The sequence below is a fragment of the Mesorhizobium sp. M7A.T.Ca.US.000.02.2.1 genome (assembly GCF_003996995.1).
Classification (GTDB): Bacteria; Pseudomonadota; Alphaproteobacteria; order Rhizobiales; family Rhizobiaceae; genus Mesorhizobium.
Genome location: NZ_RZTT01000014.1, coordinates 1 through 21200, shown reverse-complemented (window position 1 = coordinate 21200; position 21200 = coordinate 1). Strand labels below are relative to the sequence as shown.

Below are 21200 nucleotides of genomic sequence, written 5' to 3'. Positions count from 1 at the left end.
GCCGGGCCGTTTGCCCGACCGGCTCCATTGGGTGAGAAATATGACTGAGGCCGCCGGTCCGATGCTGGTTTGTGACAGTGTGGTCAAACGGTTCGGCTCGCTGGCCGCCGTCGACGGCGTGTCGATGGTGGTCAATGCGGGCGAGATCGTTGGCATTGGTGGGCCAAACGGCGCCGGCAAGACAACTTTCTTCGACGTGGTGACCGGGATCACGCCGGCCAGTGGCGGCCGGGTGCATTTCGGCGACACCGACATTTCGGCGCTTCCGGCCGACCGCATCTGCCAACTCGGCATCGCCCGCACCTTCCAGCTCAATGCCGCCTTCGACAGCTTGACCGTTCGCGAAAACATCGAGATCGCCGCCTATTTCGGCCGGCAGCGGCGAAGGCTGGCCGGCTTCCGCCTCGGCGAGGATGTCCGGCAGGCAACGATCGAAGCGCTGGACTTCGTCGGGCTTGCGGCCAAGGCCGACGAGACCGTGGCGCGGCTGCCGGTGCTCGACCGCAAGCTGCTGATGATTGCCGGCGCCATCGCCACCCGGCCGAAAATGCTCTTCCTCGACGAGCCGGTGGGCGGGCTCAACGTCGCCGAGATCGACCAGATCATGGCGATGGTGCTGAAACTGCGCGACCAGGGACTGACCATCGTCCTGATCGAGCACGTCATGCGCTTTCTCCTGGCGCTCTCCAGCCGCGTGATCATCATGCACCATGGCAAGGTGATATTCGAAGGCCGGCCGGACAAGGTCGCCGAGGACCAGACCGTTGTCGAAACCTATCTCGGCCAGGGCACGCAGAAACGGCTGAAGAAATTCTTCGATGAGCAAGCTGCCGCGACGAATCCGGCGGTGGGGGGAACGCCATGACGGGCGCAGCCGCAAAACCACCTGTCCTGCAACTCGACGGCATCGTCTGCGGCTATGATGGACTCGACGTGCTCAAGGGCATTTCGTTGACCGTTCATGCCGGTGAATTCGTCACCGTCGTCGGCCCGAACGGCCATGGCAAGTCGACATTGCTCAAGACCATTTCCGGCCTGGTGCCGCTGCGCGGCGGTCAGATCAGCATCGACGGCCGGCGCCTGTCCGGCAAGCCGCATGAGACGGCGATGCTGGGCGTCGCCCACGTGCCGCAGGGCGATATGCTGTTCGCGCAGATGAGCGTGCTCGAAAACCTTTTGATGGGCGGCTATCTCGCGCCGGACAAGGCCGAGATCGCGCGTCGGCTGGACGAGGTCTACGCGCTTCTGCCGAAGCTTGCCGACCGTCGCAACCAGATCGCCTCGAGCCTGTCGGGCGGCGAACGGCGCATGGTCGGCATAGGCCGCGGCCTGATGATGGGCGGGCGCATCCTTTTGATCGACGAGCCGTCGCTTGGCCTCGCGCCACTGATCATCGATCAGGTCTACGGCGTCATTTCGCAACTGAGCAAGGCTGGGCGCACGATCCTGCTGGTGGATGAGAACCCGGCCCGGGTCGAGGATCTCGCCGACCGCCTGCATCTGCTCGACGACGGCGCCATCGTCTGGTCAGGCAAGCCCGCCGAACTGATGGCGCGCGACGAACTCCTCGCTACCTATCTCGGAGGCTGACGCCATGACCGACGTTCTCATGGCCATTCTCGTCGCCGGCTTCACCTCGGGCGCGCTCTATGCGCTGGCGACGGTCGGGCTGTCGCTGGTCTGGGGTTCGATGGGCATGCTCAATATGGCCCATGCGGCGATGCTGACGCTTGGCGGCTACGTCGCCTTCACGGTGATCACCTCGCTCGGCCTGCCGGTCGCGATCGGTTTCGCCGGTGCTATCGTCGCGGGTGCTTTGGCCGGCGCCATCCTCTATTTCGCGATCGTTCGCAATCTCCTGCAGAACGACAAATCGACATTCGAAGCCAACGTCATGATCGCGACGGTCGGCATCGGCATCGCCCTCGAGAATGCCATCCTCCTTACCTATGGCGGGCAGCCGCTGAAGCAGCCGGTCTCGATCGCCGGCGCCTTGCGCCTGGGGCCGCTGACGCTGCCTTGGCAGAACCTTCTGATCATCGCTGTGGTGGTCGTGATGATGGTGGTCGTCTCGGCGGCGCTCGGCCGCACGCGGATGGGCCGTGCGATCCGGGCGACGGCGCAGAACCGCGACGCGGCGCAGCTCATGGGCGTCGCCGTCAACCGCGTCTACCTGCAGGTGCTGATGCTGTCGGGCGCGCTCGCCGGCATCTGCGGCGTCATGGTCTCGTCGATGACGCAATTGTCGCCGCCACTCGGCAACGACCCGATGCTGAAGGCCTTCATCATGTGCGTGGTCGCCGGTCTCGGCAATCTGCCGGGCGCCATCGCAGCAGCACTTGGGCTGGCGTTGCTCGAATCCTTCGTCCAGTACGCCTTGGGCGCCAGGTGGGGCTTTCCATCGCTGCTGTTCGTCGTCATTGCCGTGCTGATCTGGCGGCCGTCCGGCCTTTTCGGCCACGCCGAAATCCGGCGCATGTGAGGGGCATCATGACAGAGACACGTCCCATGTCCCGTTCCTCCATGTCCCGCTCGGCCAGGACTGATCTTGCCATCAGCCTGATGCTGATCGCGGCTGCGATCGCGCTGCCGTTCCTGGTCGACAGCCGCTACATCCTTGGCCAGATCGTGCTGGCGCTGTTCTATGCGACGATCGCCTCGCAGTGGAACCTCCTGTTCGGCTTCTCGGGCATCTTCTCGCTGGCGCAAATGGCGATCTTTGCCTTCGGCGGCTATGCGACGGCGATGCTCTGCTTCTATTTCGGCTGGAACGTCTGGGCAGCACTTGTGCCTGGCGCGCTGGGCGCCGTGCTGTTCTCGCTGGTCGTCGGCCTCGCCTGCCTTCGCCTGACCGGCGTCTATGTGGCGCTGCTGACGCTGGCGATCGCCCAGACGATGTATCTGCTGATCGTCACCGATACCGAATGTTTCGTCATGGTCGGCTCCGTCTGCCGCCAGTTCACCGGCGGCGCCGTCGGCTTTGCCCGCTTCGGCGACCTCGGCACCAGGGCCTTGCTCCGGGCGCAGTGGCTGGTCGGCAATTACGCCATCATCGCGGTGCTGTTCGCGCTCACCATGGTCTTCACCTACGCGATCGTCAAAAGCCCGATCGGCCTTGCTTTCCGGGCGCTGAAGGACAATCCGGGCTATGCGGTGGCCCGCGGCGTCAACCGCTTCCAGGCGCAGCTTCTGGTGTTCGGCATCTCCGCCTTCTTCACCGGGCTGGCCGGCGGTTTCTATGCCGCGCATTTCCAGGCGATCGGCCCCGGTGTGCTGTCGATGTCGCAACTTATGTTCATCATCGCCATCGTCGTGGTCGGCGGCGTCGGCACGTTCTGGGGACCGCTGGTCGGGACGGTGGTGCTGGTGCTGGCTGACGAACTGATGCGAGAGAGCGGCGAGTTCCGCACGCTCGGGCTCGGCCTGATCATCGCCCTGTCGGTGGTGCTGATGCCCAAGGGGCTGGTCGGCCGTTTTGGCGATGTCATCGACTGGCTCGGGCGCCGTCGCGCCAGCCCCGACAGCAAGCCAGCAGCAAGCAGCATTGTGCAAAGCCCGACCCCGGCCGGAAAGTGAGAGACTGACGATGTTCGATACGATCATAGTGGGCGCCGGCTCGGCCGGCTGCGTGCTGGCAAACCGGCTCAGCGCCGATCCTGCCCGCAAGGTGCTGCTGCTGGAGGCCGGGCGCGAGGCGCCGCTCGCCTCGGACGTGCCGTCGGACTGGCCGACCATGTTCAACACGGAAGTCGACTGGGGCTACTACACCGAGCCGCAGGCCGGCTGCCGCGGCAGGCGGGTGTTCTGGCCGCGCGGCAAGATGATCGGCGGCTCCGGCGCGCTGAACGCCATGATCTATATTCGCGGGCTGCCGTCCGACTATGATGGCTGGGCGGCGATGGGCTGCCCCGGCTGGGCGTGGGCTGACGTGCTGCCGGTGTTCAAGGCCAGTGAAAGCAATGCCGAACTCGGCAACGACCCGCTGCACGGCGCCGACGGGCCGCTGCATATCGGCAATGTCGGACATGTCGATCCCAACGAGCTTGCCTGGATCGAGGCCTGCAAGGCCGCAGGCTACAAGCAGAACCGCGATTTCAACGGCGTCGAGCAGGAAGGCGTCGGCCTGTTCCAGTTCACCATTAAGAATGGCGAACGCTGGGGCACCGGCAAGGCCTATCTGCGCCCGGCGCGGGAACGACCCAACCTGACCGTGAAAACCGGTGTGCTGGCGACGGGCCTGATCGCCGAGAAGGGCCGGGTCAAGGGCATCCGCTATCTCGTCAATGGCGAACCTGAGACCGCTTTCGCCGACAGCGAGGTGGTGCTGTCCTCGGGCTCGATCGGCAGTTGCCAGCTGATGCTGCTTTCGGGCATCGGGCCGGCCGACGAACTCGCCCAGGTCGGCGTTGCTCCCGTGCACGACCTGCCGGGCGTGGGCAAGGATCTGCAGGACCACATCAACATTCCGATCACCTTCTATACCAAGGACAAGATCGGCGTCGGCGCCTGGACCGACGAGACGCTGCAGCGCGACTTCGCCGAATGGCAGACATCGCGCAGCGGCCCGCGTTCCTCACCCTGGGTGGCGGCGGGCGGCTTCGTCAAGAGCCGGCCCGATATCGAGCCGGACCTGCAGCTTTACGGCGCCATCAGCCCGCATCGAGACTATGTTCGGTTCCTTTCGTCCAGACCCGGCATCACGCTGCACACCACGCTGCAGCGGCCAGACAGCCGCGGCGAGATTCGCCTGCGCTCGGCCAATCCGATCGAATATCCGGCTATCGACCCACGTTACTTCATCAGCGACGAGGATGGCTCGGACATCGCCACGCTGGTCGAAGGCATCCGCATCAGCCGGCGCATCGCGGCGCAGTCGCCGCTTGCCGAAATGCTCGCCGGCGAAATCACGCCGAGCGCCGAATGCGAGAGCGACGCCGAGATCGCCGACTATATACGCGGCCACTGCACGACGCTCTATCACCCGACCAGCACCTGCCGCATGGGTTCAGATGCGATGGCCGTCGTCGATCCGACGTCGATGAAGGTTCATGGGCTGGACGGGCTTTGCATCGCCGACGCCTCGGTCTTTCCGAAAATGGTGTCGGGCAACACCAACGCGCCGACGATCATGATCGCCGAACGCGCCGCGTCAATGATCCTGGCGGGCTAGGAAACAAGACATGACGACAGGCTGGAATTTCCACGAACTCTATCTCTGGCACGAGACCGGCAATGCCGCGCAGTTCTTTCAGCCGAGCCTGACCATCGAGCCGGGCGAGCATGCGGAGAATGCCGACACGAAACGCCGATTCCGCAATCTGATGGAGGTTTCGGGCCTGACCGAGAAACTGTCCAAGATCGCCTCCGTCGCGGTGAGCGAGGATGACCTCGCCCTGTTCCACGACCGCGACTACATCAGCCGTATCAAGCTGCTCAGTGATGGGCGCGGCGGCGATGCGAGCTATCTCACCCCCTTCGGCCATGGCAGCTACGAGATCGCCTGTCTGGCCGCCGGCGGCACGGCGGCGGTGATGGATGCGGTGTTGAGCGGCGATGTCGACAATGGCTATGCGCTGGTACGACCGCCCGGCCATCATGCCGAGCGCGGGCAAGGCATGGGCTTTTGCCTGTTCGGCAACGTTCCGGTCGCTATCCTGAAGAACCGGGCCAAACATGGCTTCGAGCGGGTCGCCAGCGTCGACTGGGATGTCCATCACGGCAACGGCACCCAGTCCGCCTTCTATTCGGACCCGTCGGTACTGACCATCTCGATCCATCAGGACGGGCTTTATCCACATGACAGCGGTCTTCACAACGAACGCGGCGAGGGCAAGGGCGAAGGCTACAACATCAATGTACCGCTGCCGGCCGGCTGCGGCCACGGCGTTTACATGTCCGTCTTCGAACGCGTCGTGCTGCCGGCGCTCAATCGCTACAAGCCTGATCTTATCGTCGTGCCGTCGGGCTTCGACGCCTCGGCGGCCGATCCGCTGGGGCGCATGATGCTGCATAGCGGCAGCTACCGCGACATGACGCGGATGCTGATGCAGGCGGCGGACGACCTCTGCGGCGGGCGCCTGATGATGTCGCACGAAGGCGGCTATTCCGCCTCCTACGTTCCCTACTGTGGCCTGGCGGTGATGGAGCAGTTGTCCGGCATCAGGACGCATATCGACGACCCGTTCCTGCCGGTCTTCGAAAGCTATGCCGGCCAACCCTTGCAGCCACATCAGGCGGCCGCTGTTTCCAGGGCGGAGGAACTTTTGGGCGGCATCGCCTAGAAGCCTGATTGCGGTCAGCCAATGAGGCGATCTCAAGACACACCGGCGGCCAATCTCGCAAATGCGGGCACGCGCTGACGGTAGGCTAATGCATGTCGCCCAAAAGTTCCGGTTTGGGACAACGACATGCACGAAAACAAAGACTTAAAGCGCGTCGTTTTTTGCGAGAAACGCCGGAGCACTCCAGACTACGCTAACCCCTACTCCCACTCGATTGTTCAAACAGCCTATAACTACTTGAAATTACACTAGGATGTTTCTATAGCCCCATAAGAGACCGACACCAGAGCCGTCAAAAAATTACGCCTCGGTTCTAAAGGGAAATCGCCGCAAAGAATTTTTCGAGGGTTCACCAACTATCGGGACCAATTGGGCGATTTTTGTACCTCAAGACGTTCGACGGCCTGCCAAAGCCGTTTAAAAAAGCACCGTCACCGCTCCAATAGGGCATTGGCATGGGTCATAACGATCGACAAGCAACCGGTGTCGCACACACCCTAGTGCGGGCGGTGTGGCGCGACCGCGCTGGCATCCACTCGATTATTGCTAAAATTCCGGCTAGCTTGGCGAGAGATGGCTCAATTTCTGGTCGGTGAATCACAATCAGACCGCCCGTCAAGAGAATAATGGGCAGCACCTTTGGTCTAAGGCGAGTGCAATGGCGCGCACGAATGAGCTCTACAACAATGCGCCGTGGGACGCCCAGCGACCTTGTCCTTTCGTATACCGATCAAGCAATTGGCTACATGGGCAAGATAGGGGAAATCGTTTTTAGCAGTCCGGATTGGAATCAAGAGGGATGACTTCTGCCGATTTTTTTGACATCGTTTTCCTCCTCGATCCATCCCACAATACAACAGGAAGTCTCTGCTCACTCCTCGCGGCGATATTCGCCAACCCACCTAGTTCCGGACTGGCGATCAGAAAGCATATCTGAACGGCATTCCATAGAAGCGATATAAATTGAAATTGCGGCCATGTGATTCACACCCGGGATGGTTTCGAAGCCGGGGGGCGCTCACGGTCTCAAGGCGAGAATTTTAAGAGACGTTCAAGAATGACCCAACACGCAGAAAACGCTCGAATTCTCATGTACAGCCACGACACGTTCGGGCTCGGCCACTTGCAGCGCTGCCGGACTATTGCGCATTCGCTAGTCGAGGATTTCCGTGGGCTTCAGGTGCTTATCATTTCGGGTGCGACTATCGCCGGCGCCTTCGACTACCGCGCCCGCGTCGACTTCGTGAAGATCCCCAGCGTCATCAAGTTGCGCAACGGCGAATACACCTCGTTGGAAAAGGACATCGATCTGCATGAGACGCTAAGGATGCGTCAGTCGATCATCCGCCACACAGCCGAGACCTTCCGCCCGGATATCTTCATCGTCGACAAGGAACCGCTCGGCCTGCGCGGTGAGATTGAGGACACGCTGTCCTACCTCAAGACGCGGGGCACCACGCTGGTGCTTGGCCTGCGCGAGGTGATGGATGCACCGCATCTGCTCGAAGCAGAGTGGGCGCGCAGGGATGTGATGCGCAAGATAGGCCTGTTCTACGACAAGGTCTGGGCCTATGGCCCGCCGGATTTCTACGACCCATTGACCGGTTTGGATGTGCCGCCGGCTGTCAGGGCAAAAATGAGATTCGTCGGTTTCCTGCAACGGAGCTTGCAGCGGAACCAGTTGCCCGGCCACCGGCCAGAGGGCGACTATATCCTGGTTACCACCGGTGGCGGCGGCGACGGGGCCGAATTGATTCACGACGTCATCGACGCTTATCAGCAGGATCCGAAATTGCAGCACAAGGCGCTGATCGTGCTTGGGCCTTACATGCCGGCTCGCAAGCGCAACAAGTTGCTGAAGAAGGGGGCCACGATCCCCTACATCAAGATTATCGAGTTCGACAACCGCATGGAAGACCTGATTGCCGGCGCCAAGGCGGTAGTGGCGATGGGCGGTTACAATACTTATTGCGAGATACTATCTTTCGACAAGCCGGCGCTTATCGTGCCGCGCATCGAACCCCGCCAGGAACAACTGATCCGAGCTCGGCGCGCGGCCGAACTGGGCCTCATCGAAATGCTTTTGCCGGAGGAGGCCAAGGACTCCCAGCGGTTTGCCGATGCACTGGTGGCGCTGCCGAATCGGCCTCGTCCATCCCAGAGTAATCCACATCTGACCCTGGAAGGGCTCCCTCATATTTCCGAAATCGTCGCGGAACTGCTCAACCGGCAGGCTGGCCCTCACCTTTCGGTTATTGAAGGCATGAACTGAGTTGCAACATCGCAAGATCGTCGTGGTTCTGAAGGGTTATCCGCGGCTGTCGGAAACCTTCATCGCGCAGGAACTGCTCGGACTGGAGCGTGCGGGGTTCGATCTGGTACTCGTTGCGCTCAGGCGGCCGACCGACGCAAAACGCCACCCCGTGCATGACGAGATCAAAGCGCCCGTCCATTATCTGCCGGAATATCTGCATGAAGAGCCGCTGCGCGTGGTTCGCTCGCTTCTTGCTTGTTTGCTGCTGCGGCCGGGCTTCTGGCGTGCACTGGGATCGCTGGCGGTCGATATCCCGCGCGACTTTACGCGCAATCGCGCGCGCCGTTTCGGGCAAGCGCTCGTGCTAGCGGCCGAATGGCCCGAAGACGCGGCATGGTTGCATGCGCACTTCGCCCACACGCCGGCATCGGTGACGCGCTATGCCAGCCAGCTTCTTGGTTTGCCCTGGAGTTGCTCGGCCCATGCCAAGGACATTTGGACTTCGGCGGATTGGGATCTGGCCAGCAAGCTTTCCTCGGCACGCTGGACGGTAACTTGCACGAAAACCGGCTTCGACCGTCTGAAAAAACTCGCCGACGGCAACTCGTCCGTGCATTTGAGCTATCATGGGCTCGACCTTGATCGCTTCGGCATTTTCGGCGAGGCACGAAAACAGCACGACGGCTCGGCGCCGGACGAACCGGTTATCGTTCTGAGTGTCGGGCGCGCCGTTGCAAAGAAAGGTTACGACACCTTGCTGGAGGCCCTTGCGCTCTTGCCCGGTGATTTAGCGTGGCGTTTCGAGCATATTGGCGGCGGCGAGGAACTGGAACGGCTCAAGGCGTTGGCGCAAAAGCTCGGACTGGATGGTCGCATCTCTTGGAAAGGCGCGCTTGCGCAGGAGGAGGTGCTTGAGCACTACCGCCGCGCCGATATGTTCGCCTTGGCCTGCAGGATCACCATAAATGGTGACCGCGATGGTCTGCCGAATGTTCTGGTGGAGGCGGCCAGCCAACGGCTTGCCTGCGTGTCGACCGATATTTCCGGCGTGCCGGAGCTTATATCGCCGGATGAAACCGGGCTGCTGGTTTCGACGGAAAATCCAATTGCCCTGGCACAGGCGCTGGAGCGACTGATCCGTGATCCCGTGCTGCGCGCCTGCCTCGGCGACGCCGCAGAGCGGCGCGTGCGCGGCAACTTCGATCATATGGCAAGCATCGGACAGCTCAAGGAGCTGTTCGAACGGGAGTGGCGGGCCGCCGAATGAAGCGGCTGCGCGCTTTCTTCTATGTCCAGCACCTGCTCGGCATCGGCCATCTCGCGCGCTCCAGCCGCGTCGCGGCGGCTCTGGTCGATGACGGGTTTGACGTAACCATCGTCACTGGCGGAGCGCCGGTCGCGGGGTTTCCGGGATTGGGGGCAATATCTGTAACCCTGCCATCTGTCACCTCCGGTGATGAAGGATTTTCGGGTCTTGTCGACCTGCAGGGTAAGCCCATTGACGATGATTTCAAGAAACGGCGTTCAGAGATGCTGCTGCAGGCATTCCGGGATTGCAGGCCTGATATCGTCATTGTCGAGGCGTTTCCATTTGGGCGCCGGCAGATGCGTTTCGAACTCTTGCCGCTGATCGAGGCCATCGACGCGGCGTCGCCCAGACCGCTTCTGGTGACGTCCGTCCGTGATATCCTTCAGGACCGCGTCAAGCCGGGCCGAAACGAGGAAACGGTCGATCTCGTTAACAGGCATTTTGACCTTGTCATGGTCCATGGCGATCCGGCTTTCGCAACCCTAGACAAGACATTTCCACTGGCGGGAGCGATCAGGGCCGAGGTTGCGTACACGGGGCTCGTTGCCGCGCCACCAGCGCCCGCGGCCTCCGAGCGTTTCGACGTTGTGGTGTCGGTTGGCGGCGGGGCCGCCGGAAAGAGCCTTGTCCGGTCCACCATCGCATCAGCGCGGAATGCCGACAACGCCTGGAAATGGTGTCTGATCACCGGCCCAAACCTGCCGAAGGACGAGTTTGACGCGATTACACGCGATGCGACGCCGAGCCTGTCCATCTTCCGGTTTCGCGAGGATTTCGCCAGCTTGCTGACCGGCGCCCGCCTGTCGGTCTCGCAGGCGGGTTACAACACTGTCTGCGATGTCCTGCGCGCGCGCTGTCGCGCGCTGCTCGTTCCCTTTGCAGCCGGCGGGGAAACGGAACAGACGGTTCGAGCCTTGATGCTCGAAGAACTGGGTTTGGCGACGGTTCTGAGGGAAAACGACCTGACGCCTGAGTGTCTGGCGCAAGCGATCGAACAGGCGCTTGCGGGACCGACGCCAGCCGCGCATCGTCTCGATCTGGAAGGCGCCCGTCACTCGGCGCAAATCCTGCGCGAGCGGCATCGAGCCTGGTCCTCGAAATCCTAGCGCAGGTCATATCTCGGTTGGATTCGCGCAACGCGCTTCAAACAGTTCCAATCAGCATGAAGCGGGTATATTTTTTTGTCGGCAGTTCGCCGGAGAACCTGATCTCCCGTAGCGCCACCATTGCTTCGAAGGCTGCAAGCGAAGCCACGCAGTTGATGTGCGTCGGCTCGCTGAAGTAATCGTTCGATTGCAGTAGCACCTTCGTGCCCCGCGGAAGCAGGGCAAGCCAGGCACCCAGGTCGGCTATGTGTTCGCAGCTCGTATTGACCACCAGGTCGGGCCGACCGGCCGCATAGTCGAGTGCGTACATATCTTCCGTCAGCGCCCGGAAGCGGTCGCCGGCTTCCCGGTTGAGGGTCCGGGCGACCGGCCCGACTTTGGGATCGATGTCGATGCTGTCGATCGCCGCAATGTCGAAACGGGCGTCGTTGAAAAGCATTGCCGGCAATACGCCGTACCATCCGCCCAGAACCCATATGCGCCCGAACCGGCCGCCGTCGTTTTCGAACAGCTTGTCGAGCGCCCACATCTTGCAGGCGACCTGCTTGTGGTTGAAGGCGTTGGCGATATCGGCCGTCGGATGCTTGGCGATGACCCGCGCCAGCCCGGCGACAAGAGGGTGGTCGACATACGCGGCAATTCCCCGGGCGAGGTCCAAGGCTTGTTCGTGCCCGTCAATGCCGGCATTGCGTGCTTGCGTGACATCCATCATATTCGTCTTCTATGTTGGGATTTCGGGCTACACAACGCAATATTGCCTCACCCAAGGCTGTTCGACTTGCGGATGAGACTATGCCACCAGCCGTTTCGCCGTTGCACGGTCACGATGGGGGCCGGTTGCGTCTGTCCGGACCAGCGGCGTCCATCCGCGAAGACATTGCCGATACATCGTTTGCCAGCAGGTGCTTTCACCGCCTGCTTCCTCCAAACTGACAGCCGCATATGGAACCCAGCCTAGCCCGCTATATCTGGACGCACACCCGGAAGCAGCAGATCTGGATATTGATGATCGTCCTGCTTTCGATGATCCCATATTTCATGTCCTTCGACCTGCCGAAGCTGATCGTCAACGGCCCGATCCAGGGGAAGGGGTTCGAGCAACCCGGCGCGACCCTGCCCTTCATGAAATTGCACTATAACCTGCCGTTCATTGGCGAGGTCCAGTTCTTCTCCGGTTTTCAGCTGGACCGCAAGGAGACGCTGCTTGCCCTGAGCCTTGTGTTCCTCTTGCTGGTCGTCATCAACGGCCTGTTCAAACTCTACATCAACACCTACAAGGGCCGCCTCGGCGAACGCATGCTGCGGCGTATTCGCTTCGATCTGATCGATCGTGTGCTGCGGTTTCCGCCGATTTACTTCAAGCGGGTGAAATCCGCCGAAGTGGCGACCATGGTGAAGGATGAGGTGGAGCCGCTGGGCGGCTTTATCGGCGATGCCTTCCTGCAGCCGGTGCTGCTCGGCGGCCAGGCGCTGACGGCCATGCTGTTCATCATGGTCCAGAACGTCTGGCTCGGAATGATAGCGATGGTGATCGTGATCATCCAGATCGTACTCATCCCGCGGATGCGGCGGCGGCTGCTCGTGCTTGGGCGCCAACGGCAGTTGACGGCGCGCGCGCTTTCCGGCCGGGTTGGCGAAATCGTCGACGGTATCGGCGCGGTTCACGTCCACGACACGTCGAACTACGAGCGCGCCGACATAGCTGCTAGGCTAGGGCTCATCTTCAAGATCCGCTTCGATCTTTACCAATGGAAATTCATGGTAAAGTTCCTCAACAATTTTCTCGCACAGCTCACGCCCTTTCTGTTCTACATGATCGGCGGGTATCTGGTCATAGGGGGCCGGCTGGACGTCGGTCAGCTCGTGGCGGTGATCGGAGCCTACAAGGACCTGCCCGGACCGATGAAGGAACTGATCGACTGGGATCAGGATCGGCAGGATGTCCAGGTCAAATATCAGCAGGTCGTTGAACAGTTCACCGTCGAGGATATCATTGCGCCGGGAATCGCGGCACTGGCGATCGACGATCCCGGTCCGATGACAAAGCCGCTGTCGGCGGTCGGTCTGTCCATGGCAGACGATGGCGGTGCAATGCTCCTCAACCGTGTCTCCATGCAGGTCAAGCCGGCTGAGACGGTGGCGCTGGTCAGCACCCCGACAGGCGGAGCAGAGGCGCTAGCAGAAGCCTTCGCGCGTCTGAACTGGCCAGAGAGTGGAAAGGTCGCTTCGGGCGCCGATGACCTGCTTGAACTCCCCGAAGCCGTGACCGGCCGGCGCATGTCCTACGCCTCGTCGGATGTTTTCCTGTTCCAAGCAAGCCTGCGCGATAACTTGCTCTACGGGTTGAAGCATGCACCGCTGACATCGGTGACTTATGACGGCACCGCGGCAGACCAGCAGCGCTGGAACATGGACGAGGCGCGCCGGTCGGGCAATCCGGATTTCGACGTCCACAGCGACTGGATCGACTATGCTTCCGCCGGTGCTACCGGCCCGCACGACCTCTTTGAAGCGGTGCGCCGGGTGCTCGACGCGGTTCTTCTGTCGCGCGACATTCTGGATCTTGGCTTGCGCTCTTCGGCCGACCTCACGCGTCACACGAAGCTCGCCGGGCGGATCGTCGAACTGCGTGCAGCGCTGCGAACCCGGCTCGAACAGGAAGGGCTGCGCGAACTGGTGGTTCCTTTCGAGCCGGGCGCTTACAACACGGAAGCGACGATCGGCCAGAACCTGCTTTTCGGCGCCGCCGCCGGCCCCGAACTGGCCGACAAGGCTCTGGCGGCCAATCCCTACTTTGCTTCCGTGCTGAAGCAGGCCGGCCTCGACAGCACGCTCTACGAGATGGGCATGGAGATCGCCGAACAGGCGATCGAGCTGTTTGCCGACCTGCCGCCAGATCACCAGTTCTTCCAGCAGCTCGCCTTCATGAGCGCCGAGGAGATCCCCGCCTACGAGACCTTGCTACAGCGGCTCAAGAACCGCCCCTACGAGGCGGTTTCGGAGGCCGACCGCGCCATGATCATCACCTTGAGCTTTGCCTATATCGAGCCCCGGCACCGCTTCGGCCTGCTGACCGACGAGTTGATGAGCAAGATCGTCGCCGCACGCAACCGGTTCTATGAGAACCTGCCGCCCGAACTGCACAACGCGATCGAACGGTATGATCCTGCCAAATACATTGCCGCGGCCACCGTCATGGACAATGTCCTATTCGGCCGTGTGGGAAACAACCATCCCGACGCGCCGGACCGCATACGCTCCATCGTCTATGACATTCTTGACGAGCTGGGGCTTTATGCCGAGCTTCTGGATGTCGGCCTGGACTTCAACGTCGGCGCCGGTGGAAGGCGGCTGACCAGCGGACAGCGACAGAAGCTCGATGTTGCCCGGGCTCTGCTCAAGCGTCCCGATTTTCTCATTCTCAACCGGCCGCTGTCGGCGCTCGACCAGCGTATCCAGGACAAGGTGCTGCGAAACGTGCTCGAGGAAGCCAGACGCGACGGCCATTCGCCGGCAATTGTGTGGGTCGTGACGAGTCCGGCAATGGCGATGATGTTCGATCGCGTTATCGTCTTTGACTCGGGGCAATTGGTGGAAGACGGTACACACGAGACACTTTTGGCAGAGAACGGTATCTTCAAGGAACTTCTGTCATAGTCTGGCAGACGCGAATTTAGGAAGGTTTGCGACAATGCTGCTCAAGGATGAAGTTGGAATGCTGCAACGCGTTCCCTTGTTCTCCGGCATTGAGCCGGCAAAGCTCAAGCTGCTCGCGTTCACATCCGATCGCGTGAATTACAGCGCCGGCCAGATTCTTTTCCGGCAGGGCGACGAGGCAGACGCTGCCTATGTCATCCTTTCAGGCAGGGCGGATATTCTGGTCGATTCCGACAGCGGGCCGATAAAGGTTGCGGAACTGCTGCCAAATTCGATCGTCGGCGAGATCGCCATATTGTGCAACAGCTCCCGCACTGCCACCGTCAGCGCGGCAAGTGATCTGGAGGCCTTGAGAATCCGCAAGGATCATTTCCTGAGGCTTATGAAGGAGTTCCCGGAAATGACCATCGAGATATTGCGGGTTCTTGCCGATCGGCTAAGCCATACGACCGCGGATCTGATCGACGCACGAAGCGCCTAGAGCTATGATGAGCGAAAGGTAGCATGGACGACGATTTTTTCCTGGTCAGATTTTGGGGCGTGCGCGGCAGCATTGCTGTATCCGGGCCAGAATTCGCTCGCTATGGCGGCAACACAATCTGCATTGAGATGCGATGCGGCAAGCATACGCTTCTGTTCGACGCAGGTTCTGGCCTGCGGCCTGCCGGTAGGGCGCTTCAGGCGTCGGATGTGACCGATTTCGACCTGCTTTTCACCCATTGCCATTACGATCACATCATCGGGCTGCCGGCTTTTGCGCCTATCTTCGACCCGAGCGTCAAGCTTACGCTTTGGTCCGGGCATCTTGCAGGACGCATGACGACCCGGCAGATTATCGATGAGTTCATACGGCCGCCGTGGTTTCCGGTGAAAATGAACGTCTGCAAGGCAAATCTCGACTGCCGCGATTTTGTATCCGGAGACGTGCTTCGGCCGCGCGAAGGGGTGGTGGTTCGGACCGGCAGTCTCACCCATCCGGGAGGCTGCATAGGCTACCGGATCGAATGGGGCGGCCGCGTCGTGGCGGTGATCACCGACACCGAGCACGAGCCGGACAAACTCGATCAGTCGGTGCTCGACCTGATCGAAGATGCCGACCTCGTCATTTACGATTGCACCTACACCGAGAAGGAAATGGAACGCCGCCGCGGTAACGGGCACTCGACATGGCAACAGGGCGTCAAGCTCTGTGAGGCTGCTGGTGCACGGGCGCTTGCGCTGTTTCACCACGATCCGACACGCACCGACGAGCAACTGGACGAGATGGAGAAGCTGGCCAAGGACAGGTTTGCCGGCGCTTTTGCCGCGCGGGATGGCCAGATGCTCAAATTCCCGGTCTCATCGCACAGAAAGCGCTGAGCTATTTTCCTTTACCCGCGCGGCGCCCGATCAATGTCCTGATCGGAAGCCATGCACAGGGTTCAGCCTGTGCGGTGACTGTCAACAATCGTTCGAGGAAAAGCCAGGCCGATTCATCATGTACAAGATGGTGGGTGAGCAGGCCGATCGGCTCGCCGTCGGATGCATGCTGCAAGTGTGCGATGATAGCCTGGACCAATAGACCATGATCGAGGCAGCCGCGCGTGCCATGCCAATCCATGATGTCGACATTGCTGTTGATGACCGCCAATGAATCCGGCTTCGGCGGCCCATAGACTGACAAGGCCGCAAAACCTATCGATCCAAGGCCGGATACCACGCCGGCGTCGATCCTGTTCCATGGCGGCACCAGCATCGGAACGGCACGTGCGCCGTGCAGGCCGGTTACTCGCGACAGTCCGCGAGCCAGATCATCGAGCACCGCCTCGCGTGGCCGATGCGCGCCGAGCTCCTGCTTTTTCTGGTCCTCGGGCGCATGATTTCGGTGCGCCCAGCCATGGATCGCGACCGTGACATGCGGGGCCTCGTCAAGCCGGGCGACAAGCTTCGCGTCGGTCAGGGCCGGAATGACGGCCAGAGTGACCGGAACCGCGAATTCACCGGTGAGGTCGAGCAGCCGATTAAGCGCAGGCGTCGGATCCACGGCGTCGTCGTCGCGCAGCCAGAACTCCGCCTTGCGGCCCGCCCGTTGCAGGCGCGCCAGCTCTTCCACCAAGGGCTGCCAGATCGGATCGGACGTCATGAGACCGGGACCTTCGCAATAAGTTCGGCCAGACGCGCAGCTGCGCCACCGAGGGAACGCTCTTCGAGAACGAAACGCCTGGCTTCCGCGGCCATGATGGTTCTTTCGTCGTCACGGGCCAGAAGCCTTTCAATGGCGGAAGCGAACGCCGCGACATCGCCCGGCGGGGTTAGAAACCCGGTCTGGCCATCCCGCACGACCTCCGGCACGCCGGCGATGTCCTGGGCCACCACCGGAAGGCCGGCGGCCTGTGCTTCAAGATAGGCAACGCCGTAGGCCTCGCCATAACCCGGCCAGACATAGATTCCCCCGGTGTAAAGGACATCTGGCACGGCGGCTGGCTCGATCGAGCCAATCCACTCGATGCGATCGGCGGGCAGGCCGGCGAATTGCGCTTCGACCTCGTCGCGGGCTGGGCCGTCTCCGACGACCGACATGGTCCAAGGCAGATGACCTATCAAGCCGAGCGCTTGCGCCAGCATGCGATAGCTGCCCAGTTTGTCGCCCGGGCGCATCATGGCGACGGTAATGAGGCGCGTCGGACAACCCCGTGCCGGGATTTCCCGGAATGCCGATGTGTCGATGAAGGGCGAAAGCATACCGAAAGCGGCCTTGGGAATAGCATCCGCCAGTCCCTGACGATCCCTTTGGGTGAAGCAGATGTTCATCGCCGCCTGTTCGATGGCTCGCGCCACCAATGCTTGGCTATCGGCCCACAAGCCGGCTTCGCGTCGCCTGGAATAGGAGGCTTCCGCTGTCACATAGGGGATAGCAAAGGCCGACGCCAGCTCCGGCCCGATCAAGTCGGGCGCCTTGTAATAAGGATGGTAGGTGAACCAGAGATCGGGCTTGCCGTCACGACCCCAAAGCTTGGTCAGCCGCGCGGCTTCCTCTGCGGCCTCGATCTTTAGTGCCTCGAAACTTTTCGACTCCGGCTGGCGTAGATAGAAGCGCAACTCAGATGCCAGTTCGACGCTATGCCCTCCGTGCTCCAGCGCTTTGACAAGCATCCGTGCCATCTGGCGGTCGCCGGAAACAACGGGATGATTGGGTGACTTCAGCGGCGCGTAGAAGGCAATTCGCATCGCGCGACCCTATCACCGGAAAGCCTGCGCAAGTCAATTTCCAAGCGTAATCGACTTCACCTTCAAGCCGTGGAATATGCTATCTAATGGCCATGGAAACAGCTGTCGCGTCCGACCCGTTTGTCGCTTCTTTGCCGGTCTTCGCAAAGTTCGAAAGCGTTGCCGACATCGATAACTATCGGCCCCTCCCCGATGGCTGGGCGCTGGCCACTGCCGACATTGTCGGCTCGACCAAGGCGATCGAGGCGGGGCGCTATAAAACCGTCAATATGGCCGGCGCAAGCGTCATTTCGGCGCTGCTCAATGCGCTGGGTCGGCAAGACCTCCCCTTTGTCTTCGGCGGCGACGGCGCGCTCGTGGCGTTTCCCGGCTCGGCGCTGGAGATTGCCCGCAACGCGCTGGCGGCCGTCCAAAGGTGGGTGGCGGACGAACTGGGCCTTACCTTGCGCGCCGCGATCGTGCCGATAGGGGACATAAGGGCGCATGGCCTCGACGTTCGCGTGGCGAGGTTCCGGGCTTCCGAAGCGGCCTTCTATGCCATGTTCGCCGGCGGTGGCGGCAGTTGGGCGGAAGCTGAGATGAAAGCGGGGCGCTACCGCATCGATCCTGCGCCGGCCGGCGCGCGGCCGGATCTGACCGGCCTCTCCTGCCGTTGGAACCCGATCGAGGCCCGGCATGGCGAAATCGTCTCGATCATAGCCACACCGGGGGCGTCGCGCGACTTGCGCGGGTTTCAGTTTCTGGCTTCCGACATCATCGCCCTCGCCGGCAGGCAAGAGCGCGATGGCCACCCGGTGCCGGTGGACGGCCCGGGCTACAGTCTGCTGCCCGCCGGCCTGGATGTCGAGGCGCGGGCGATGGCCCCGGCAGGATGGCGGTGGCGGTCGAAGCTGTGGATCGTGTTCCTGATGACGCTTACGGCTGCAACCGATCGATTTGGCTGGACGATTGGCCGTTTCGATCCGAAGGTCTACAAACGCGAGGTGGCCAGCAATTCGGATTTCCGAAAGTTCGACGACGGCTTGAAGATGACCATCGACGTTGACGCGGATGTGCTGCATCGGATCCAAGACCGGCTGAAGCAGGCGGAAGAAGCGGGCATCTGCAATTATGGCCTGCACCGCCAGAAGTCTGCCTTGATGACCTGCCTCGTCATCTCGCCGCTGCAGCGCGATCACGTTCACTTCATCGATGGCGCCGCCGGCGGCTACGCGATGGCTGCCGCAAGCCTGAAGGCGAAGGCGCAGGTCTGCTGACTGCTTGCGGAATTCGATTTCCCCAATATGCCCTCACTCATGGTTCTTGGCACCGGTGAGCCTCGCCATGGGAGCGGGTAACCTGTCCGAATTGACGGGGAAGCAGATTTTTTGGACGCCTCACGATATGACCGTCTTCTTAACCGGATTTCGAGGCGCGCCGCGCATGTCGGCGTGATCGGGCTGGCTATGTCGGGTTGCCGCTGTCGGTTGCGATCGCACGCGCCGGGTCCCCGGTTTTCCGGCTTCGACATCGAAACCCGGAAGGTCGAGAGCCTGAACAACGGCCAATCCTCCTTGAGGCAGTGACGTCGACAGCCCTTGCCGACCCGGCGGTTCCGCGCCACTGCGGATTTGTCGAACTAGCCGTCTGCGATGCCATCATATCTGCGTTCCGACACCGCTGCCGAAACACCGGAAGCCCCGAAGGATTCGATGCTGTCGTCGTGGCAACCGGCCACGACGCGATCGACTATCAGGCGATCGCTGATCACGCTCCTCTGATCGTCGACACACGCAATGTTTTTGGCCGTCTCGGGGTGGCCTAAGAGACAGTGGTGAAGGCCCGACGGTGTCTGAGACGGCGAATTCTTTGCCCGATGTCAGGATCGAGATTGCACTCCGCCGGAAGCCTCGCCACATAAGGTTCCAGGTGATAGATGCTGTTTTACGCCTGCTTCCTTCCTGCAAGGAGTTATTTAGGAAATTCTTCGCCGGCTTTCGTCGCCGAAGCTGGCTTCACTGACTTCGATTGTGTGGCGGATCAAAGGAGATGGCTCGTCTTCGACGGGTTTGAGATGGCATGAGCACAGCGCAAGCAGAAATTTCCACCATTCTCATGGATAAAGTTGCCGACTGGCTGAGCCAATCGGCGCTGGCGGGCAACGACCTGGAAACATTGGTAAAGGGCTTTTGTGAACGGCTGGCTGCTGCCGGCCTGCCGCTGAAGCGGGTGCATTTGAGCTTTTCGATGCTTCATCCGCTTTATGACGCGCTTGGCTTTACCTGGCTTCGCGGCCAGGGTCTGGAAGTGGAAGGCTTCCGCAGTGAGAACGGCGTTCATTCCGACAGATTCCTGACCAGCCCATACTACCATCTGCTCAGCAACAAGCTCGACCACCTGCGGCGCCGGCTCGACCCGTCGGTGCGGTCGGAGTTTCCTGTTTTCGATGACCTCGGGCGTATGGGCGTCACCGACTACATGGCTTTCGTGCATCCCTTCAACGGGGATACCAGTCAGGGCATGATGGGGTCTTGGTCGACCGACAGTGCTTCAGGCTTCAGCGACGGCATGATTTCGGCGCTATTGCGGATCCAGAACTATCTCGCTATCGCCACCAAAATGGCGGTGCTCACCAAGCTCGCCGACAACATGATGACCACCTATCTTGGCGGCGACGCCGGCAGGCGTGTGCTGGATGGCCAGATCAAGCGCGGCGAAGGTGACACAATCCGGGCCGCACTCGTCATGGGCGATATGCGCGGGTCGACAAGGCTTGCCGAAACCTCCGGTCGCGAAATCTACATCGATACGCTGAACCAGTTTTTCGATGCCATCGCTGCGCCTTTCAATCGCAAAGGCGGGCAGATCATGAGTTTCCTGGGTGATGGCTTCATCGCCGTCTACCCCTGCGAAAGGCATCGCTCGCAGTCCGAGATCGCCTGCCAAGCTGCTCTTGCGGCAGCGCACAAGGCCAGCGCGCGCATGATGGAGCTCAATCTGCGCAGAAAGGAGCAGGGGTTGGGCGACATTAAGTTTGGTATCGGCCTGCATGTCGGCAATGTGATGTTCGGCAACGTCGGACTTACCGACCGGCTGACGTTCTCTGTCTTCGGCTCGGCTGTAAACGAGGTCCAGCGTCTCCAGACCCTGACCAAGAAATATCCGCACAGCGTTCTCGCCAGCAAGGACTTCGCCAGCTATTGCGGCGACAACAGTTGGCTGACACTCGGCACGGAGGAACTGGCGGGTAGCAAGCAGAAGCTGACGGTGCTTTCACCCGATCTGTCGGGTGCTCTCGCTCTCGATGAAGACGCTGCGCCGATTCACGACCGGATATCGGACGCCGAGCAGGTCATGCTGCTTCATCGCGATGCCGCGCGGTTGTCGGCAAGCGACCGGAGAAAGCT

General features: G+C 61.4%; 17 protein-coding genes. 14 read left to right on the top strand and 3 right to left on the bottom strand.

Features of this window, described 5'->3' with window-relative positions; translation table 11 throughout:
• Positions 1-40 precede the first annotated feature (40 nt).
• The 9 genes from EOD15_RS02870 to EOD15_RS02830 all read left to right on the top strand — a co-directional run bounded on the left by EOD15_RS02870 (position 41) and on the right by EOD15_RS02830 (position 10950).
• The gene (locus tag EOD15_RS02870) at positions 41-865 is read left to right on the top strand and encodes an ABC transporter ATP-binding protein (RefSeq protein WP_127317773.1); all 825 of its coding nucleotides are present in this window, start codon (positions 41-43) and stop codon (positions 863-865) included.
• The gene (locus EOD15_RS02865) at positions 862-1590 is read left to right on the top strand and encodes an ABC transporter ATP-binding protein (protein ID WP_127317771.1); all 729 of its coding nucleotides are present in this window, start codon (positions 862-864) and stop codon (positions 1588-1590) included. Before EOD15_RS02870 ends, EOD15_RS02865 begins: the two co-directional genes overlap by 4 nt.
• Before the next feature lie 4 nt (positions 1591-1594).
• A complete protein-coding gene (locus tag EOD15_RS02860) occupies positions 1595-2482 on the top strand; it encodes a branched-chain amino acid ABC transporter permease (RefSeq protein WP_023809005.1) in 888 nt (295 codons plus the stop codon).
• Between the two features lie 26 nt (positions 2483-2508).
• Complete coding sequence (locus tag EOD15_RS02855) at positions 2509-3576, top strand: branched-chain amino acid ABC transporter permease (RefSeq protein WP_236383177.1); 1068 nt, start codon at positions 2509-2511, stop codon at positions 3574-3576.
• Positions 3577-3586: 10 nt separating this feature from the next.
• On the top strand, positions 3587-5170 hold the full coding sequence (locus tag EOD15_RS02850) for a GMC family oxidoreductase N-terminal domain-containing protein (protein WP_127408273.1): 1584 nt from the start codon (positions 3587-3589) through the stop codon (positions 5168-5170).
• A gap of 10 nt (positions 5171-5180) precedes the next feature.
• Entirely contained in the window at positions 5181-6281 is a 1101-nt protein-coding gene (locus tag EOD15_RS02845; protein ID WP_127321992.1) for a class II histone deacetylase, read from the top strand.
• 1057 nt (positions 6282-7338) lie between these two features.
• Positions 7339-8553 carry a glycosyltransferase family protein gene (locus EOD15_RS02840; RefSeq protein WP_127321995.1) on the top strand — a complete coding sequence of 405 codons (1215 nt, stop codon included), beginning with the start codon at positions 7339-7341 and terminating at the stop codon, positions 8551-8553.
• Between the two features lies 1 nt (position 8554).
• Positions 8555-9802, top strand: a complete 1248-nt coding sequence (locus tag EOD15_RS02835; protein ID WP_127321993.1) for a glycosyltransferase — start codon at positions 8555-8557, stop codon at positions 9800-9802.
• Positions 9799-10950: a glycosyltransferase family protein gene (locus EOD15_RS02830; protein ID WP_127408272.1), complete on the top strand. Its 1152-nt coding sequence runs from the start codon at positions 9799-9801 to the stop codon at positions 10948-10950. The genes EOD15_RS02835 and EOD15_RS02830 overlap by 4 nt, the downstream gene beginning before the upstream one ends.
• A 37-nt stretch (positions 10951-10987) precedes the next feature.
• Here EOD15_RS02830 and EOD15_RS02825 read toward each other — a convergent pair whose 3' ends face one another.
• The gene (locus tag EOD15_RS02825) at positions 10988-11662 is read right to left on the bottom strand and encodes a class I SAM-dependent methyltransferase (RefSeq protein WP_164761691.1); all 675 of its coding nucleotides are present in this window, start codon (positions 11660-11662) and stop codon (positions 10988-10990) included.
• 230 nt (positions 11663-11892) lie between these two features.
• On the opposite strand from EOD15_RS02825, the gene EOD15_RS02820 reads away from it, so the two are divergent.
• From EOD15_RS02820 to EOD15_RS02810, 3 genes are read left to right on the top strand one after another with little or no spacing between them, the layout of a single operon-like run.
• Positions 11893-14607, top strand: coding sequence for an ABC transporter ATP-binding protein (locus EOD15_RS02820; protein WP_127320285.1), 2715 nt, complete (start codon positions 11893-11895; stop codon positions 14605-14607).
• A 34-nt stretch (positions 14608-14641) separates the two neighbouring features.
• Entirely contained in the window at positions 14642-15088 is a 447-nt protein-coding gene (locus EOD15_RS02815; RefSeq protein ID WP_127292062.1) for a cyclic nucleotide-binding domain-containing protein, read from the top strand.
• 23 nt (positions 15089-15111) lie between these two features.
• Positions 15112-15966: an MBL fold metallo-hydrolase gene (locus tag EOD15_RS02810; protein ID WP_127320283.1), complete on the top strand. Its 855-nt coding sequence runs from the start codon at positions 15112-15114 to the stop codon at positions 15964-15966.
• A gap of 1 nt (position 15967) precedes the next feature.
• Here the strand turns inward: EOD15_RS02810 and EOD15_RS02805 are convergent, their stop codons facing one another.
• Both EOD15_RS02805 and EOD15_RS02800 read right to left on the bottom strand, forming a co-directional pair.
• Entirely contained in the window at positions 15968-16729 is a 762-nt protein-coding gene (locus EOD15_RS02805; RefSeq protein ID WP_127320281.1) for a polysaccharide deacetylase family protein, read from the bottom strand.
• On the bottom strand, positions 16726-17814 hold the full coding sequence (locus tag EOD15_RS02800; RefSeq protein ID WP_127320279.1) for a glycosyltransferase family 4 protein: 1089 nt from the start codon (positions 17812-17814) through the stop codon (positions 16726-16728). The genes EOD15_RS02805 and EOD15_RS02800 overlap by 4 nt, the downstream gene beginning before the upstream one ends.
• 92 nt (positions 17815-17906) lie before the next feature.
• On the opposite strand from EOD15_RS02800, the gene EOD15_RS02795 reads away from it, so the two are divergent.
• Positions 17907-19070 (top strand): DUF3095 domain-containing protein, encoded by a 1164-nt coding sequence (locus EOD15_RS02795; RefSeq protein WP_245463554.1) that lies wholly within the window; start codon positions 17907-17909, stop codon positions 19068-19070.
• An 802-nt stretch (positions 19071-19872) separates the two neighbouring features.
• Positions 19873-21200, top strand: a 1328-nt coding sequence (locus EOD15_RS02785; RefSeq protein WP_148129486.1) for an adenylate/guanylate cyclase domain-containing protein, incomplete at its 3' end; no start/stop codon positions are given.

What these genes read in the sequence shown, in the direction of transcription:
- EOD15_RS02810 (WP_127320283.1), top strand. Translation starts at nt 15,112, where the DNA reads ATGGACGACGATTTTTTCCTGGTCAGATTTTGGGGCGTGCGCGGCAGC.
- EOD15_RS02850 (WP_127408273.1), top strand. Translation starts at nt 3,587, where the DNA reads ATGTTCGATACGATCATAGTGGGCGCCGGCTCGGCCGGCTGCGTGCTG.
- EOD15_RS02825 (WP_164761691.1), bottom strand. Translation starts at nt 11,662, where the DNA reads ATGATGGATGTCACGCAAGCACGCAATGCCGGCATTGACGGGCACGAA.
- EOD15_RS02795 (WP_245463554.1), top strand. Translation starts at nt 17,907, where the DNA reads ATGGAAACAGCTGTCGCGTCCGACCCGTTTGTCGCTTCTTTGCCGGTC.
- EOD15_RS02855 (WP_236383177.1), top strand. Translation starts at nt 2,509, where the DNA reads ATGTCCCGTTCCTCCATGTCCCGCTCGGCCAGGACTGATCTTGCCATC.
- EOD15_RS02860 (WP_023809005.1), top strand. Translation starts at nt 1,595, where the DNA reads ATGACCGACGTTCTCATGGCCATTCTCGTCGCCGGCTTCACCTCGGGC.
- EOD15_RS02840 (WP_127321995.1), top strand. Translation starts at nt 7,339, where the DNA reads ATGACCCAACACGCAGAAAACGCTCGAATTCTCATGTACAGCCACGAC.
- EOD15_RS02830 (WP_127408272.1), top strand. Translation starts at nt 9,799, where the DNA reads ATGAAGCGGCTGCGCGCTTTCTTCTATGTCCAGCACCTGCTCGGCATC.
- EOD15_RS02870 (WP_127317773.1), top strand. Translation starts at nt 41, where the DNA reads ATGACTGAGGCCGCCGGTCCGATGCTGGTTTGTGACAGTGTGGTCAAA.
- EOD15_RS02815 (WP_127292062.1), top strand. Translation starts at nt 14,642, where the DNA reads ATGCTGCTCAAGGATGAAGTTGGAATGCTGCAACGCGTTCCCTTGTTC.
- EOD15_RS02805 (WP_127320281.1), bottom strand. Translation starts at nt 16,729, where the DNA reads ATGACGTCCGATCCGATCTGGCAGCCCTTGGTGGAAGAGCTGGCGCGC.
- EOD15_RS02865 (WP_127317771.1), top strand. Translation starts at nt 862, where the DNA reads ATGACGGGCGCAGCCGCAAAACCACCTGTCCTGCAACTCGACGGCATC.
- EOD15_RS02800 (WP_127320279.1), bottom strand. Translation starts at nt 17,814, where the DNA reads ATGCGAATTGCCTTCTACGCGCCGCTGAAGTCACCCAATCATCCCGTT.
- EOD15_RS02845 (WP_127321992.1), top strand. Translation starts at nt 5,181, where the DNA reads ATGACGACAGGCTGGAATTTCCACGAACTCTATCTCTGGCACGAGACC.
- EOD15_RS02820 (WP_127320285.1), top strand. Translation starts at nt 11,893, where the DNA reads ATGGAACCCAGCCTAGCCCGCTATATCTGGACGCACACCCGGAAGCAG.